The following is a 17,529-nucleotide window of genomic DNA, read 5'->3' on the forward strand; positions in this document are numbered from 1 at the left end:
TTAATTCCACTGCAAAGTATTGAGCGCGTGTACGATGTCTCTCTTTACATAATCAATTACTGGTGCAAGAGAATCATTTTCTGTTGATGTTCTGAAATAAAGTGCGCCTCTTAAAAAATGTTCTGTTGAATCAGTTGTGTAAAACTGAAACTGACTTGGCACATCTCCTTCTAACTCCGCAACAGATACCCTTTTATTGGAAGGCGTAATTAAAATGGTTTCTTCAATGGATGTAGCTTTAACCTGATGCTTGGAAGTAAGTTTATAGGAGTCATCAATGTTAACACGCAAGGAATCTCTGTTATTCATAAGCGGTTTGTATGTGATGTGCACTTCTGCCACAAAATCCGGATAAAAAAGAGCAAACCAATATCTTTCCTTCTGATAGGAAGAATCAGGTAAAATCTTTGCATGCTTTGAATACTGAAACGAGAAGGGAAATGAATCTGGTAGCGCTTCATAGGCCGGCTCAGGAAGATCTATTCTATTGAAGCCTTCTGGTTTAGGATAATAATCTTCTTCACAAGCCAGAATAAATAACCCTGCCATCAATAAAAATAATACGTTTTTCAGAAGCCTCATTTTACAAATATATTAATCATCAGGAGATTTTGTGCTGCTTTATTAAATAGAATGCACTTAGCTGGCTAATTTTAATTTCCAACGAGTTGATTTAATTCATAAAATAGCGAATAATCCGCATACTCATTTTATCAAATGGCGGATACTTCTTTTTTAAATCGAACCAGGTGCCTGATTTCAAAATAGATTTCTCATGTGAGAAGGTGAGAAAGCCGGCTTTGCCATGATAATTTCCCTGTCCGCTATTTCCTATACCACCAAAGGGCAGGTCTGGATTACTTAAATGAAGGACTGTATTGTTGACCGCACCCCCACCGAAAGGAATTCGCTGGATAAACTTCTCTTCGGCTTTTGAGCTTTCAGTAAACACGTAAAGTGATAATGGATTTGGATTTTTGGCAATCATCTCAAAAACCTCTTCCTCATTCTGGTAAGTGAAAATGGGTAAAATAGGACCAAAAATCTCCTGCTTAAAAAGCTCATCCTCTTGCTTTATATTCTCTACCAGGGTGGGCTCAATTTTTCTTAGCTCATCATCAAAAGCACCTCCAAAAATTATGGTTCCTTCTTTTAAAAAGCCTTTTAAGGTTTCGTAACGCTTTTGATTTACAATTTGTGTCAGGTCCTTACTTTCCAAAGGTTGAACACCATAGAACTGCATGATGCTTGATTTCAGCTCATCAATAAGTTTTGCTTTTATTTTTGTATGCACCAACAGATAATCCGGAGCCACACAGGTTTGTCCGGCATTCATCATTTTTCCAAAAACTATTCTTCTGGCAGCTACTTCTACATTAGCTTTTTCATCTACTATGGCCGGAGATTTACCTCCAAGCTCCAGGGTTGTAGGTACTAATTGAGGAGCAGCCATTTTTGCAATTATTTTTCCTACTGGCACGCTCCCCGTAAAGAAAACATGGTCGAACCTGTGGTTTTCCATCAATTGAGGTACCACTACTTTCCCCTCTCCTGTTACTACTGCTATAAATTCTTCAGCAAAAGCTTCCGGAATCATTTTTTGTATGAGTGCTGAAATGTGAGGGGTTTCTTCCGGTGGTTTAATAATGCAAGTATTGCCTGCAGCAATGGCCGCTACTAGCGGAGCCATCAATAATTGAAAAGGATAGTTCCAGGGGCCAATGATTAGCGTAACACCTTTGGGTTCATACAGAATTTTGCTTCGGGAAGGGAAATGCATAAGTGAGGTGCTCACTCTTTTAGGCTTCATCCATGATTTGAGATGTTTGAGATTATAATTGATCTCTTCATAGAGAAACCCCACCTCTGTTACATAACTCTCAAATGCAGGTTTTCCAAAATCATCTGCCAAAGCCTGCATTATATCTGCTTCATAAAATTTAACCAGTTCCTTTAACTTTTGGAGCTGCTCCTTTCGGAATGCATAAGGCTTTGTTTTTTGGGAGTTAAAGAATGCTTTTTGGCTTTGAAAAATCTCGTTTTGCTTTTCAATAGGTGTATTAAATACTTCAAGAGTCGTTTCCATAAATTTCCTTTAGCCGTAATAATGGTAGTGTAATGATAACGGATAAAACAGCCTTTTGATTAGTGGGAAGTATAATAGCTATAATGTTCTTAGCAACTTATTGTTCTGCCCTGGTCGCTTGCCAATTAATAACTTTCCAGGCCCCCTCCTTTTTTTGAAAAACGCCAGAATTAAAATAAGTGTCCACCTGCTCTCCTTCTGATTTAGCAATAAGTTTAAAAGTTAAGATGGCTACATCATTTACTACTTTTATTTGAATCTCTTCCGCTAAGTAGGAAGTTTTTGGCGCATCACTATTTGCCTCTTCTGAGTTTTTAAAGCCTTGCATGATTGTAGGTTTACCAAAGCGTTTGCCTGCTGAGCTGGTGTATATCAGATCTTCAGCCCAAAAGCGATCATGAGTATTTGCATCATCAACATTTTTGAGAAAGTCATTAAGTAAAGCGGTGATTACTTCTTTCTCTGAGTTTTGTGCATAAAGCGTAAAGTTTAGAGAAAACAAAGTGCTTAAGAGGAAAATATAGCGCATAACTTTTTATTATTCTGTGGTAAGATAGCGAAAATATATATTCCCTTTAACAAGCACTTGATCTAAATCCATTCGCTGTTGTCTTTGGTAAGTTCATGCTTTATTGCTCCAGTATGTTTAATTTGCGCAGGCTCAAAAAGCATGAGTAACACTTCTTCCTCTGCAAAAGGTTTATGCTCCACTCCTTTTGGCACGATAAGCATTTCTCCGGCATTCAGGGTAAGCGTTTTATCTTTAAAAGCAATATTGAGCTTTCCTTTTACTACAAAAAAGAGCTCGTCTTCCTCCTGGTGATTATGCCATACAAATTCACCCTGCACTTTGGCTAGTTTAATATGTTGTCCATTTAACTCACCTACAATTTTGGGTGTCCACTGATCATTGAAAAGGCTGAATTTTTCCGATAGTTTAATTACTTGCATTCTAATAAAGAGAATGAATATCTAAAAAGTCAAAATTACCATATTCTTCTTTGGAAATTGGTTGAGGAGGAAAAGTTGTTTCTAAAACCCAGGCGTCATTGAAAGTAGATCTATAGTCAATCATTAATTTCATAGAACCAGTAGAGTTGTACATATATTTATTAAAAAAATTACCAATTAAATCAACATCAATCTGATCTCCAATTACATTAAGAAGTTCAATTTCTTCTCCTGGAGCAATTACGCACCCTTTGTATAAGGAAGCAAATTCGCATGCAAAACTCCTTTTTTTCGAAGAAAAATTATCGTAATAAGAAACCAAATCATAAATAGAAATAATTGAATCTGCCTTTTTAACATAAAATCCATTGATAAAGGCAGGGCCTACCCCTTTATTGCTTACAGTTATTGTATAGCGTCCTGCACTAAAACTCGGTCCTAATTGTAGGTAAGGCAAAACAGAAGCCTTTTGTTGTTCTACGGTTAGCTCGTATTGTCTTTCTAAGATATTGCTTTGATAAAGCAATACTGCTAATGTAAATAATGCGATCGCCATTGCTGACAAACTCACTATTTTATCAGCATTCCAAAAGCTTTTCTTTTTTGGAGGCCCTTGATTATATCTTTTTTTATAATAAGGTTTTTTGTACGGTTTCTTTCCTCCTTTATTTTCCTGATTGGTGGGATTATTTGGTTTTTCTTCCATTGCTCATTACGGTTGGCAGGTTCTTCTAAATTAACTATAAGAATACGTTAGAAATTTTAGAAATGCAACAAGCGCTTTTTATGGGTAGCGTATTTGTGTATTAATTTATTAGCTGTTAGAGTATCTATTTCTTATTTTACCTTCCACAACTACTAAACCCAACAACAAAGCTCCGTCATCCCCAGCCAAAGGTCTGGCAGACAAGAAAATCAATGAGCCGGAGGTTCATTATTTATCAGGGATCCCCCGGCCTTCGTACAATCTTTGCTAAAGGCTTTTACCACTTTTGAAGAATTAAAAGAGATTTTATTTCCATACCACTTTCTAAATAATAGCTCTGGGCTGGCATGGTGCATGAAGAAGGAGATCGCAAATAAATTTTTCCGTTGCTCTCCAAAATTTTTTGGGATGACGAGCTACTTTTTATTATTGTAATTCATCAAACAACAAATTGTCATCATTTTCATTAGCATAATTTACACTTCAACAAATGCCGACAACAAAGTTCCGTCATTCCAGAAATTAATGACCATGACGCAGGAATGGCTATTAATTATCTGGAACCTCCCGGCCTAAGCACAATCTTTGACCAAGGCTTTTAACTGTCTTCAAAAATTTAAAATAGGTTTTATTTCCATAATATCTTTCAAGTTATAGCTCTGGGCTGACATGGTGCAGGAAGAAGGAGATTTACCGATTGGTCGGCACAGGCCAAATATTTTGTTCGTGCCTCTCAAAATTTTGGAATGACGAGATATGTTGAGATTTTTTTGACTCTTCCATAATGACTATTTCTCGTTTTTCTTTTTCAACTACCAAAGCCTCCAACAAACTACCGTCATTCCAGAAATTAATGACCATGACGCAGGAAATGGGCCATTAATTATCTGGAACCCCCCGGCCTTCGCACAATCCTTGCTAAAAGCTTTTACCCGCTGTCCAAAATTAAACGAGGTTTGTTTCCATAATATCTTTCAAGTTATAGCTCTTGGCTGGCATGGTGTAGGAAGAAGGGGATTCCAAATAAATTTTTCCGTTGCTCTACAAAATTTTTTGGAATGACGTGCTACTTTTTATTATTGTAATTCATCAAACAACAAATTGTCATCATTTTCATTAGCATAATTTACACTTCAACAAATGCCGACAACAAAGTTCCGTCATTCCAGAAATTAATGACCATGACGCAGGAATTTCTATTAATTATCTGGAACCTCCCGGCCTAAGCACAATCTTTGACCAAGGCTTTTAACTGTCTTCAAAAATTTAAAATAGGTTTTATTTCTTTGCCACTTTCTAAATAATACCTCAGGCTGGGCATAGTTCAGGAAGAAGGAGATTCCAAATATTTTGTTCGTGCCTCACAAAATTTTGGAATGACGTGCTACTTTTTATTATTGTAGTTTTTATTTTACCTTCCACAGCTACTAAAGCTAACTACAAAGCTCCGTCATCCCCAGCAAAAGAGCTGGGGATCCCTCCGCCTTCGCACCATCTTTGATCAAGGCTTTTACCCGCGTTCGAAAATTAAATACATTCCCCCCAACAAACTGACAGGCAGCAGCGCACTAATGATCCGACAGATTAGATTGGTGTAGAAGAGCGCAGGGTTTACCTTTCTGATTTCGCTAAAGAAACGGGGCAAGGATTTAAGGGTAGCAAAACTCTCTTTTAAACTAATGCCCTAGGGTTTGAAGGGTTCTGATGGCAAAACTTAGATGTTTAATTAGTACTATTCACTAAGTTACTCTTTAATATCCTTTTTGTTTTGCTTGGGAAGGGAGTATTTGGGTTTGTTTGTTCTTGGCGGTTTGGAGTAGAAAGTTTTGAATTATACTGTTTGGGAAGGTTTTTATTTTTTTATGGAGTAAAGATTGAGAATTTATTTTTATGTTTTAAGCTTATCACTATCAACATGTGCTGTTGGAAATTAATCATCTGTACTCATGATTTAATATCCCCAATCCGTGTGCGACACCGGTAGCTTGTTTAACTCGTCTCTGTGTGCCCTCCACTTGGGCATGAATTTATTCATCAATGCAATGAAGCGCTCATTATGGCTTCTTTCAAGCAAATGTACCAACTCATGTACGATGATGTATTCAAGACAATTCTTTGGTTTCTTAGCCAATTCCAGATTGATCCAAATACGCTTCTCAATGGTGTTGCAGGTTCCCCATTTGGTACGCATGTGTTTCACACCCCATGCATGAGCTTTTACGCCCATTACATTTTCCCATTTCTTTATGATTTCAGGAATCTGAGCCTTAAGTTCTTTTCTGTACCACTCTTTGAACACCTTGGCTTTTTCTGGTTTGCTTGTACCAGTCTTTACAAAAAGGTTGATCTCCTTATGGTTTTTGATTTCCACTTTGTTTCGGCCATCATGCTCTATCACATTAATCAGATAGCGCCTGCCTTGAAAGTAGTGGCTTTCGCCCGAGACAAAATCTCTTGGAGTCTCCCTGGCCTGAGACTTGAAGTTTTTGATTTGGCGTTTGATCCATGCCAACTTTGAGATGGCGAATAAACGGATCACTTCATCATCCGTGCGAGTGGGAGCCGCAAGACGAATCCTTCCGGTAGGAGGATATACTGCAAGGTGCATGTTTTTGATGTCTTTTCTGATAACATCAATATCAAGGTTAGCGATATATATTTGCTCCTTTGCCATGTTATTTATTCAGGTTTATTTTTTTCCGGTGATTCGTTTCACTTCTTTATCAAAGTCAGATTCAAACGCTTTGTCTTGTTCTACTCTGAATTTGCTGTATTCTTTCTCTGCCAATCGCTTAGCAATGGTGGCAGAAATCTTACCTGCATCCTTCAAAATATTGTAATCATTGAATTGCAGAAAGGCATCTAATCGGTTTACCCAATCCACCATTTTCATAGGGGTTTGCCTTTCGGCTTGAAGCTCGGCAAAGTCAAGGTACATGGTCACGATACGGTTGAGATCTTTCAATTCCTTTTCATTAAGGTAGTTTTTGGCTACTGAAACGTCCGTTTTCAGAACTTTACCTTCAGGAGCATTTTTCCAGGTAGTCAATCCCATTTGAGGTTTGGTGGCACTGGCTCTGTCTTTAATTATTTCTGCTGCGGTATGGCCTGTAATCGCCCAATGGAGTTTGTTTTGTACTGTCTTGTAAAAAGTTCGAGTAATTTCCGCTTTGGGGTCATAGTCTATGCTACACTGGGCGTATATATCAGTGATTTTTTGATAAAACCTTCTTTCACTGGCACGAATCTCCCTGATACGTTCCAATAATTCATCAAAGTAGTCTTTGCCAAATAAGGCAGTTCCTTGCTTTAGGCGTTCATCATCCATAACAAAGCCTTTGATAATGTACTCTCTAAGTACCTTAGTAGCCCAAATCCTGAATTGCGTACCTCTTTGTGATTTTACCCGGTAACCTACCGAAATGATAACATCAAGATTGTAGTAGTTGACCCAGCTTTCCTGCGTTTTTCCTTCAATAGCTCCATGTTGAGTGGTTGTCCGGTATTTCCGGACAACCACTTCTTCTTCCAGTTCACCTTCTTTGAAAACATTCCGTATATGTTCACTGACTGTTTGCTTAGCCTTTTCAAAAAGCTCCTGCATACCTTTTTGGGTAAGCCATACGGTTTCATCCTGAAGTAATACGTCTACTTTTACTTCTCCACTTTGAGAAACATACAGTAGAAATTCACTCTGATTGTTAGGTAGATTCTCAATACTCATCTTGTGCCTTAATTATTTTCATTAATTCATCTGTCTTAGCCTGGTCTTTGATCAAACCCTTTACGGCCAGCATGAGTTTCTTTTCACGGATGCCACCATCTCGCCAATCGTCCAGCTTGGTGCTTTGGATCAGGTTGTCCAATGCCAAGGCCAATACTTCGTTACCGTTCAAATTGTCGTAAAGTGCTCTTTTTGCTCTGGTGGTTAGCGATTTTGGATAGCTGTTGGTCTCGGATGGTTTGTCGATCATACCAGCTAGTTCCTTGATCTTTTTAAGGTAGGCTTCATAAGCCATTGATTCTCGTTTGCGTTGTTCGATGAGTTCATCTAACAACTGAGACATTTTGTCAAAGTACTTAGGGTTGGTTGGCTGCTCCTCGATGATCACCTTTCTCATGTTGTTTTCAATGATTTCAGCAATGGCCTCCTCACGCTTTTTATCAGCGCGTGATTTATAATCACCTGCTGGGTCATTCAAAACATTACTTTCAGTATTACTCTGTGTGACCTTTACAATCAAGTCCACCAAGCTCTGGTTGTCAAAATCTGAGATTTTGCGGCTTGAGTTGGCTGCCAAATACATATCCATCAGCTGACGCATGCCCGGTTCAAAGCGTTTTAAATCCACTTTATCACCACTGGCTACTTTGACGGTTTCTCTCAGATTAGCATAGAAGTCAACTTCCTGTTTGATCTTTTCAGCTTCTGCCTTGGAGTAACCTGCCCTGTGCATTTCGTTGGCAAGGTTGGCATAAGCTCGGATGAGTGAAACCGTGAGCTTGTAAAGCGTTAGACGCTTTTGTTCCGTGTCTTTCAGATCATCCTTGTTTTCGGTATTGCCACAGAAGAAACGAATGAAATTCGGTTCGTCTTTCGGGTGTACAGGCTCGCACAATGCACGAACAGCATCCAAGGCATCATCCAATCTTTCCCTACTTTTCTCGTAGCGGTCAGACAGCAAGCCATGAACATCATCCAGATCAAAGTCATCAAATGCTGCTGAGGTATAGTCTTTAATGGACTTCCTCAGACTATCGAATAAATCTTTGTAGTCAATGACATAGCCGTAATCCTTGTCATCAGTATCTACTCTGTTTACACGGCAAATGGCTTGGAACAAGCCATGATCCTGCATTTTCTTATCAATGTAGAGGTAAGTAGCCGATGGTGCATCAAAGCCTGTCAATAGTTTATCTACCACGATGAGCACCTTCATCTTTGCAGGTTCTTTGATGAAGGTGTTCTTTACCGTGTCTTCAAATTCTTCAGGACTTTTACCATTGAGCATTCGCTGATATACATCGTATTGCATCAGCTTGTCGGTAGGTGCGCCTTCTCCGGTTTCTTCTCCTTTGAGGTCTTTGGCCGAAGGCTCATAAGAGGTGATGATGGCACATTCCTTAAATCCTGAGTTTTGGAATAACTCATAGTATTTACAAGCTTGATATATGCTGCCCGAAACAAGCATGGCGTTACCGTCACCACTGGAAAGGCGGGGCTTGATCTTAAAGTCTTTGACTATATCAAAAACGATCTTCTCTAATCTGGATTTGGAACCGAGCACTTTCTGCATGGTTCCCCATTTCTTTTTGAGTTCGATCTTGGCCAGATCGTTCATGCCTTTGGTTTCAGCATCAAACCAATCGTCAATGCTTTGCTGATCTGTGATAAACTGCTCTACATCTCGGGCTTCATAGAGCAAATCCAACACCACTCCATCTTCTACGGCCTCATCGAATTTGTACGGATTACCGATGTAAGGGCCAAAGACTTCAATGCTTTTTTGTTTGTCTTTTTTGAGTAGGGGTGTGCCTGTAAAGCCAATGAAGAGGGCATCCGGCAATATGAGCTTCATCGCTTCATGCAGCTTGCCTGATTGGGTACGATGGCACTCATCCACAAACACATAGATGTCTCCTTTAGCTTTGAAATCGCTGGAAAGGCTTTTCTTCAGTTCCTCAATGTATTTGTCAAGGTCTTCATCAGTGGCCTCAGCCTGTCGGCCAAACTTGTGGATCAGGCTACAGATGAGCCAACGGTCTTTTACATTCAGCTTGTCCAATAAGTCCTTACCGCTTTTGGTGCGGTAGATCTTTTCTTCATTGTCAATAAATTTGCCTTCAATCTGTTTATCCAGCTCGTCACGGTCGGTGATGATGAGTACACGGCTATCGGTTACATTTTCATGAATCCACTTGGCCAGCATCACCATCATCAAGCTTTTGCCACTGCCTTGTGTATGCCACAAGATGCCACCTGCACGGTCTCTTACGTGCTGCTGGGCGGCTGTGATACCAAAGAATTGATTGGGGCGTGATAGCTTCTTGGTTCCTTTATCAAATACCACAAAGTCGTGAATGATATTCAGCAACCGGCTTTTCTCACAAATTTGGAAAAGTTGGCGATCTACTGAATAATCAAACTCCCTTTCACAATCTTCTTTCCATGAGAGATAATATTTAGCTGATGTTTCAGTAGTCCCATACAAAAGACCTTGCGTATCATTCCCTGCAAATAAAAATTGACTGGTTGTAAAGAATTTTGGGATGAACTCATCCAATTGAGCATCCAGAAGTTGGTAAACGCCATTGTAAATGTCCTTACGACTATTCTTTAGCTCCACAACTCCCACTGCAATACCATTCACATAGATCACGATATCAGGCCTACGGGTGTTCCTTCCTTTTACCGTCACTTCCTCAGCAATGGCAAAGTCATTAGCAGATGGGTTAGACCAGTCGATCAGCCAAACCGTTTCATTGAGCTGACCCAATTCTTGCTTGACGGTAACACCGTAACGCAAGAGGCGGTATATCTTCTGGTTGGTGATGTATAAACCTTCAGAAAGATCGGAGGCTGTAAGTATCAGCTTTTCGATGGCTTTCCTGGCCAACACAGAAGAATAGCTTTGTTTATCTGTCAAGAAGCGATAGAGCCGATCCTCTTCAATGGGAAGGGTACGGACATCTTCCTGCCAATCACCTAAATAGGTGTAGCCTAATTCTTCTTTGAATAGCTTGACGATTCTATCCTGGCTTGGCCGTTCTGTTTTGCCGATCTCTTTGCTCATTTGTCTGAACCTCTGATTTAATTGATTTCCGGATTCCCTTGATTTTTTTGATTGAACTTCCGATTTACAATCCGTTTATGTTGCATACTTTTTGAACCAAAATTTATAAGCAAGCCCACTTCCAAATCATAAGCCTCCAGATAATTGATTGCCTGGGCCAAATGAACATCCTCTAAACTTGTTAACGCTTTTAGCTCAACGCTCACCACTCCTTCTATTAGAAAGTCCACTCTTCTTGTTCCTATTTCATGCTGTTTATAAAATATAGGCATTTCATGCTCTCTGCTGAATGATAATCCTTCATCAGCCATTTCTATTTCCAATGCCCGTTGGTAAATAACCTCTTGGAAGCCATTGCCCAATGCGGAATGGACACGCATGGCACAACCAATTACTTTTCCTGTTATGTCTGAATGTTTGTACTCTTTAATCATAGGCCATCATTTAATCATAAAAAATCAGAGGTTCAGACTATTAATTTCTCACAAAATACCAATTTGTATTCTTTGCCTTCCGCTCAGGATGTACTGCAGGAATTTGACCTAATTGATCATTTCTGTCCAATTCCCTAAGCACATTACGAATAGGCAACCCTTTCCTGTGGTCTTTTTCAAAAACACCATTTTTAATAAAATCCGGCATCAGATCTTTAGCCAGCACTTTATCTATATCCTTATTTTTGGCGAACCACTCTTCGATGGTCTGGTTGATAATTTTGATCTTGTCCATAAGTATATTCTTTTTTGTCTGAACCACTGATTCATTTGATTTTGGGATTACTTTGATTTTTTTATACCAGTAATTATCATTTCATTCATCATAGTCTATCACTTAATTATTAAAAATCAGTGGTTCAGACGTGTTTTACCTGTTAAAAGCTCCTGCATCATGCCCTGTTTGACGCGGAGGTATTTTGATTTCTTTCTTTCTAGTGATTCAATTTCATCTCTCATATCAGATAATATTGAGGCTATAGCAGTTTGCTCATCTTTATCAAATGGAATTGTAATCGGAATCTCGTTGACATCCTTTAATGAAAAGTTTGACTGAGCACCCTGAACACTAATGGCCTCTATGTGCTTTTTAATAGCTGTTGTTCTCAGAATTTGAAAAACAAAATTCCTCTCAATATTCTTATTTGGATTGAGACGAACAATTGCAACAGCTTGATTAGTATTGGCTGGAAGATCAATAGAACGAATTAAACCAATACGACCTAGAACACCTGCAATTGAAAAAAGTAAGTCACCTTCCTTGAGTTTTGACCTTTCTAATAAATCATTTGTTTCTTCATCGATATATGCCAATTTTTCTTGAATAAGGGTTCCAGATTCCGCTATAGATTCCGCTTTTACGAATGCGATACCTGTTTCTGTGAATTCTTTCCCAAGAGATGTAGGAGTTGTTCCCTTGGTAATTACAGTGCAGAAATCACCTAGATATCCTTCCACCCACTCCCCCTCAAAACCCGGCAATCGCTGACCACCTTGTGCGGGAGATTTGAGCAGTCGCTGCATGGCTCCCTGTTTGATGGCTTTCTTTTTGGCAATCAGCTTATCCAGATTGGTGATGAGGGTATCTACATCACTGAGGGCAGTGGCTATGGCTTTTTGTTCTTTTTCATCTTTTGGAATGGGAATATAAACAGCAGAGAGATGGCGTCCATTCGTTAATGCTCTAGTTGTGTAAGTACTTCTCGAAATAATCTGTTTTCTTACTAGATGAGAAGAGAAACAATACTTTTTAAACTCTAAGGTTAGTGTATTCAACTTATCTCTTCCGCGAAGAACAAAGCCGCTAAAAACACATTTTTGGACATCTTCTAACAGAACAGCTGAAATTCCTATTTCATCAACAGTTTCTGAGGTTCTTGTGAAGAATACATCTCCCTTCTTAGCTGAAAAGTTTTTTATTTCCTCGCTGCTGACAAATACTTTGCCTTGGATGTTATCCTTTGATAAACCATAATTGGCGTAAACATCCATGTAATTCACAATTGGAGTTCCGTATCCAAAGTACTCACTCTCTTTATTCAACCCATTTTTAAAAGTAAGTATATCTCCGAGCCTGATTATCTCCCATTCATCAGGAATCAAACCAATTTCAGTAGTCTTATATGTAACCTCTTTTAACTCCATACAACCCCCATGTTTAAAAGATGTTGGCTCACCTTACTTTCATAGTCGGTAACGGATTTTCCTAAATCGCCCAGCGTGCTGTCATATCGTTCTGCCAGTTCCATGATCCTTCCGGTCAATCGCTGTGAGATTTCATCTATCTCTGACTGTATGTTGGTACTAAGGGTAGTCATCCATTTATCATCCACTACTAAGGTTTGTACTTCCTCCCCGGTGAGTTCACCGTATTTGCGGATGGTCTTTTCTTCCAGTTCAGAGTAGGCTTCTTTGATTTTACTGGACAGCTGAGTGATTTCTTCCTGTAAGGCCATCAGCTTTTCAATGGTCTTGATTTCCGGTATGTACTCACCATCTGTTGGCATGATGCCTTTCAGCTTGGTGAGGAGTACATCACGCTGCTTTTTGATTTGTTTGCGTTGGCTTCCCTGCTCACTCAGCAGGGTAAAGTAATGGTAGTACACATCCAGCTCCTCAAACCAAGGGTGCTGAATCTCTTTTTCCCAAGCTAAAGATTCAAAATTGTTCTTCTTAATTAAGGCTACTTTTTCCTTGTACTGGTCAGGCAAGTCTGAGACCGTTATTTGCCTTTGTAATTCTAAAATACGCTCCTGAATGTTTCCTTTTACCAACTTACCTTTTGCGTTGGCTAGTTTCTCAAAAAACATTCCCCATAAGTCGCCTTCCAGCACCTCCCTAATAGCAAGAGTGCATTTTTCCAGTTTCTCCTGTGTAGCTTGATACGCTGCGAAATGCTCAGAAAAGTGTGTGGCAAAAGCTAAGTCCTGGTATTCATTGAGCTTCTCATTGAGTTCTGCTTTGGAGACTTTACCGTTTTCAACGTCTTCAAAAATGGCTTCTTCCCCCGTGTTGTCTTCCAATAGGGTGGTGAAGTCATTCTCCCTGGCTTCCTTTTCTGATTCTTTGGCTTGTATGGCTTTCAGGTCTTCCCGAAAGTATCGGTTGACTACCAGATGTTTTGGTACAAGGTCGCAATCGTAAACCGTTTCCTTTTTGGTCTGCTTTACAATGTGGAGTTTCGCTACCCATCCATCTTCAATGATCATGTAAGTATCATCCTTCATGATGTCCAGCCAGTAATCCATCAGGTGCTGGTACATGTCATAGCGATCTACTAAGGCTTTGCCAGAGTATTCTGTAAGCAGATCCTCCGCAATAGCATGAATGAGTTGCTTGGGAGAGGTTTCTTCATGGATGCCTTTCAGCGTGGGTATGTTTTTAGTTTTCCAACTCTCGAAGAGTTTATCCATTTCCTTGCGGTATGCCTTAAACTCCTGATGGCTGAAAATGGCCTCTTTGATAGCGGTTGCTTCTGCTTTCAAAGCATTGTAGCCAGGTCGTACTTCTTCAAATAGCTCGGATTTCAGGCTTGGATAGACCTGCCAATAAGGATTCATGCCATCCACATCACGTTGCGGAATACCACCGTTGATATGTGCATCCAAATCCTGAATATCCTCATCTTCCTGCGTATCGATGTATCGAGGAATATTCAGGTTGTACTCGTTGGTTTTGATTTCATCAAATGGAACAAATCGTGAGTATTTGCCCAGCGGCTTTTGAGAGTTGAATACATCTACAATCTTGTGGATGTCCTGTTCTCTGAGCCTGTTTTTATTGCCGTCTTTCAAATAACCTTTGCTGGCATCTATCATAAAGATGCCTGTACGTGTGTCGGTGTTCTCTTTGTCTATGACAATGATGCAGGCAGGAATACCCGTACCGTAAAACATATTGGGTGGTAAACCGATGATGCCTTTGATGTATTTGCGCTCAATGAGGTTTTGGCGAATGTCGGCTTCCGCATTGCCTCTAAACAGCACACCATGTGGCAAGATCACCGCTGCTTTACCTGTGCCTTTGAGCGAAGCGATAATGTGCAGTAAGAAAGCATAGTCACCGTTTTTATCAGGTGGCACACCATAGTGAATGAATCGCTTGAACTCATCATCTAAAGGTGTGATGCCCTGACTCCAGTTCTTTACTGAGAATGGAGGGTTGGCCACTACACGGTCAAAGCGTTTGAGTGAACCATCTTTTTCTTTGTGGTCTGGTCTGGCAATGGTGTTGCCTTTTTTGATGATGGCATCTTCATAGCCATGCATCCACATATTCATGATAGCCAGACTTTTTACTGAGTTTTCTTTTTCCTGGCCGTAAAGCGATAAGTGGCGATCGGTTTCCATAGCGACTTTAAGGAGCAAGGAGCCTGAGCCACAGGTAGGGTCATACACAGAGAAGTCAGAAGATTCTGCTTTCTCAATGTCAATGATCTTGGCCAATACCCTGGAAACTTCAGCAGGAGTATAAAAATTTCCCTTACTCTTTCCAGACTCAGAGGCGAAATGTCGCATCAGAAATTCATAAGCATCTCCAAGGATGTCATCGTCTTCTGCCCGGTTGTTTTTGAAGTTGAGGGCAGGGTTTTCAAAGATTCGGATAAGGTCTTCAAGTAGATCAACCTTCTCTTTGTCACTCCCCAGCTTATCATCATCATTGAAGTCAACCAGCTCCACTGAGCCTTCCAATCCATTTTCTCGAAAAATAGGGCGGATGATTTGCTTGTTGATCTTATCGCCAATGTCTTTCTGACCTTTGAGAGCCACCATGTCTTCAAAGGTTGCACCATCAGGAATGGTGATCAGACCATCCTTGCCAGCGTATTTATCAGATACATATTTGATAAACAGCATAGTCAACACGTAATCTTTGAACTGGGCGTAATCCATTCCCCCGGATGCCCTCAAGGCATTACAACCTTCCCAGAGCGTGCTGTATAGCTGCGATTTCTTTATTGCCATTTAATTTTCTATTATTAATTCCTTTACATTTCACGAATTTCAGCAATCTCGAAGAGGATTCAATATTGGCTGTTATCTATTCTGCACATAGTATCCAATCACCCTATTGTAGCTCTTTCATAGCTCCTCAGCATGCCAAGTTTATTTAATTCCTTTCTTTTATCCAGTTCATTTTCATCTAAATTTTATCCAGCCAAGGTAATATTTAATTTTCTCGTTTTTCAATATAAAAGTAGTCTCATTAGTTTTAAAAATGAACTATGCTCTAATGATCTGAATTCCATTATTGAAGGTGTTGCCTTAATCCCAACTTTGTTCACAACACTATCAATCATTTTAGTTTATTCTGCTGAAGGGTATTCTGAAAAGTAGATGTCCATTCCAATCTTTCCCATTATTGCCATTGATTCAGCGCTTAAAACTGCTCCGCCACCTGTAGCGTCTTTATTTATATCAAACCCAATGTCTGCCACATATTTATTTCCCACCAAAGCTTGTCCTTTATCCATCAGCCAAGTTTCAAGCGCAAAAATTTGCGCGGGTAAACCCCACTCTTTGATACAAAGTTCTTCTATTTTTTCTCTTGATCCTTCTACGTAAATAATAATTGGCATTTCTCTGATTTTCCGTATAACAAATTCCACATAAGGCTTAATAGAATAACTACTAGCATTCAAATTGTAACCTAAATACAATCTACCTCTAAAACTAGTGATTAATCAAAAACCAATGCAAAAATACCCAAGCTTGGGTATATAAAATGGGCATAAATAAAGAAAATCACCAAAATAAAACCTTTATAACTAAGGCTATTGCTCCTGTGTGTAAATTGGAAGTATTTGTTTCTTCTGTATCTTTGGACAAAAGAATAAAATGAACGTCCAATACATTTTAGAACTGCTCGGTACCTTTACTTTTGCCATTTCCGGTGCACTTGCTGTGCAGGGAAAGTCAGAAGATTGGTTTGGTGCCGGTTTTACGGGTTTTATCACTGCTATTGGGGGCGGCACTTTACGGGATATTTTATTAGGAAGTTATCCCCTGACCTGGATTACCGATATTTATATTATTTACACTATTCTCATTGCCATATTCGCGGCTAGTATTTTTAATAAGGTGCTACAGCGCTTGCGGAGAACGCTTAGCATTTTTGATACACTGGGAATTGCCCTTTTTACAGTGGCCGGTGTCGAAAAGGCTTTGTCTTTAGGTGTGAGATGGGAAATTGCTGCTATCATGGGAATGTTTTCTGCTGTTTTTGGTGGCGTTATCCGCGATACCCTCATTAATGAGACGCCTGTTCTGTTCAGAAGAGAGATTTATGCCAGTGCCTGCCTGGCCGGGGGACTCTTTTATGTTTTTCTGAGCTTTCTGGATGTACCCAGGGATTGGAACTTCATTTGCTCAGCTTCTTTTATTGTTACGGTCAGAATTTTAGCTGTGAAATATCATATCAATTTTCCTAAACTATAGGTCATCTTTTATAATTCGTTTTACAGTTTCAGCATTGTCTAATTTAAAGTATATCAAATATAATCCTCCTTTTAAATGCCCTATTTCAATGCTTTGTTCTTCGGAATTTTTGAATGATACCTGACCGCTTAACTCTGTTTTTCCACTAACATCAGTTATCTCAAAACGAATCGCTTCCTCCAATCTATTTTCTAACTTAAAGTATATTACTTCCGTGGCGGGATTAGGATAGACCTTTATTTCTGATATAATGGCCTCTGCATCTTGCATAACCTCTTCTTCTTTACAGGATAAGAATATAAAGAAGAAAACTAAAGGAATAAAAAATGCTGTTTTTTTCATAGTTCTGATTTTCACTTAGCAAACTTTCTACTTTTAGGTTCTTTTACCGCCATAAATGAACTCTGGAAATAAATCAAGTCTTTAGCTTTCTTATTGAAACCGCGTTTTTATTTACATTTATATCATTCGACTATTATCAAGGTTATGAAAATTTGTAGAACACAGTTTGTAAAATATCTGTCTTTGAATAGTATATCTACCATGGCCAATTTCTTTTAAA

At 39.4% G+C, this 17,529-nt stretch carries 15 protein-coding genes; 1 reads left to right on the forward strand and 14 read right to left on the reverse strand.

The window, feature by feature from the left end:
• The 13 genes from gldD to IEV85_RS13545 form a co-directional block, all read right to left on the reverse strand.
• Window positions 1–582: a gliding motility lipoprotein GldD gene (gldD, locus tag IEV85_RS13485; protein ID WP_188464212.1), complete on the reverse strand. Its 582-nt coding sequence runs from the start codon at window positions 580–582 to the stop codon at window positions 1–3.
• Window positions 583–673: 91 nt separating this feature from the next.
• Window positions 674–2,086: an aldehyde dehydrogenase gene (locus tag IEV85_RS13490; protein WP_188464214.1), complete on the reverse strand. Its 1,413-nt coding sequence runs from the start codon at window positions 2,084–2,086 to the stop codon at window positions 674–676.
• Between the two features lie 97 nt (window positions 2,087–2,183).
• Window positions 2,184–2,615, reverse strand: coding sequence for a nuclear transport factor 2 family protein (locus IEV85_RS13495; protein WP_188464216.1), 432 nt, complete (start codon window positions 2,613–2,615; stop codon window positions 2,184–2,186).
• 62 nt (window positions 2,616–2,677) lie between these two features.
• The gene (locus IEV85_RS13500; protein ID WP_188464218.1) at window positions 2,678–3,037 is read right to left on the reverse strand and encodes a cupin domain-containing protein; all 360 of its coding nucleotides are present in this window, start codon (window positions 3,035–3,037) and stop codon (window positions 2,678–2,680) included.
• Window position 3,038: 1 nt separating this feature from the next.
• The gene (locus IEV85_RS13505; RefSeq protein WP_188464220.1) at window positions 3,039–3,743 is read right to left on the reverse strand and encodes a hypothetical protein; all 705 of its coding nucleotides are present in this window, start codon (window positions 3,741–3,743) and stop codon (window positions 3,039–3,041) included.
• Window positions 3,744–5,694: 1,951 nt separating this feature from the next.
• Entirely contained in the window at window positions 5,695–6,417 is a 723-nt protein-coding gene (locus tag IEV85_RS13510; protein WP_188464222.1) for a M48 family metallopeptidase, read from the reverse strand.
• Between the two features lie 15 nt (window positions 6,418–6,432).
• Window positions 6,433–7,467: a virulence RhuM family protein gene (locus tag IEV85_RS13515; protein ID WP_188464223.1), complete on the reverse strand. Its 1,035-nt coding sequence runs from the start codon at window positions 7,465–7,467 to the stop codon at window positions 6,433–6,435.
• Entirely contained in the window at window positions 7,457–10,537 is a 3,081-nt protein-coding gene (locus IEV85_RS13520; protein ID WP_188464225.1) for a type I restriction endonuclease subunit R, read from the reverse strand. The genes IEV85_RS13515 and IEV85_RS13520 overlap by 11 nt, the downstream gene beginning before the upstream one ends.
• A 17-nt stretch (window positions 10,538–10,554) precedes the next feature.
• Window positions 10,555–10,971, reverse strand: a complete 417-nt coding sequence (locus IEV85_RS13525; RefSeq protein WP_188464227.1) for a GxxExxY protein — start codon at window positions 10,969–10,971, stop codon at window positions 10,555–10,557.
• Window positions 10,972–11,011: 40 nt separating this feature from the next.
• A complete protein-coding gene (locus IEV85_RS13530) occupies window positions 11,012–11,266 on the reverse strand; it encodes a hypothetical protein (protein ID WP_188464230.1) in 255 nt (84 codons plus the stop codon).
• Between the two features lie 116 nt (window positions 11,267–11,382).
• On the reverse strand, window positions 11,383–12,675 hold the full coding sequence (locus tag IEV85_RS13535; RefSeq protein WP_188464232.1) for a restriction endonuclease subunit S: 1,293 nt from the start codon (window positions 12,673–12,675) through the stop codon (window positions 11,383–11,385).
• The gene (locus IEV85_RS13540) at window positions 12,666–15,494 is read right to left on the reverse strand and encodes a type I restriction-modification system subunit M (protein WP_188464234.1); all 2,829 of its coding nucleotides are present in this window, start codon (window positions 15,492–15,494) and stop codon (window positions 12,666–12,668) included. The genes IEV85_RS13535 and IEV85_RS13540 overlap by 10 nt, the downstream gene beginning before the upstream one ends.
• Window positions 15,495–15,835: 341 nt before the next feature.
• Window positions 15,836–16,108, reverse strand: a complete 273-nt coding sequence (locus IEV85_RS13545) for a hypothetical protein (protein WP_188464236.1) — start codon at window positions 16,106–16,108, stop codon at window positions 15,836–15,838.
• A gap of 259 nt (window positions 16,109–16,367) precedes the next feature.
• Here IEV85_RS13545 and IEV85_RS13550 point away from each other — a divergent pair, with 259 nt between their 5' ends.
• Window positions 16,368–16,967 carry a trimeric intracellular cation channel family protein gene (locus tag IEV85_RS13550; protein WP_188464238.1) on the forward strand — a complete coding sequence of 200 codons (600 nt, stop codon included), beginning with the start codon at window positions 16,368–16,370 and terminating at the stop codon, window positions 16,965–16,967.
• Here the strand turns inward: IEV85_RS13550 and IEV85_RS13555 are convergent.
• Window positions 16,962–17,309 (reverse strand): T9SS type A sorting domain-containing protein, encoded by a 348-nt coding sequence (locus IEV85_RS13555; protein WP_188464239.1) that lies wholly within the window; start codon window positions 17,307–17,309, stop codon window positions 16,962–16,964. The two genes, IEV85_RS13550 and IEV85_RS13555, sit on opposite strands and share 6 nt — an antisense overlap.
• Window positions 17,310–17,529: the final 220 nt, after the last annotated feature.

It is taken from the genome of Marivirga lumbricoides (assembly GCF_014636295.1).
GTDB classification, from domain to species: Bacteria; Bacteroidota; Bacteroidia; order Cytophagales; family Cyclobacteriaceae; genus Marivirga; species Marivirga lumbricoides.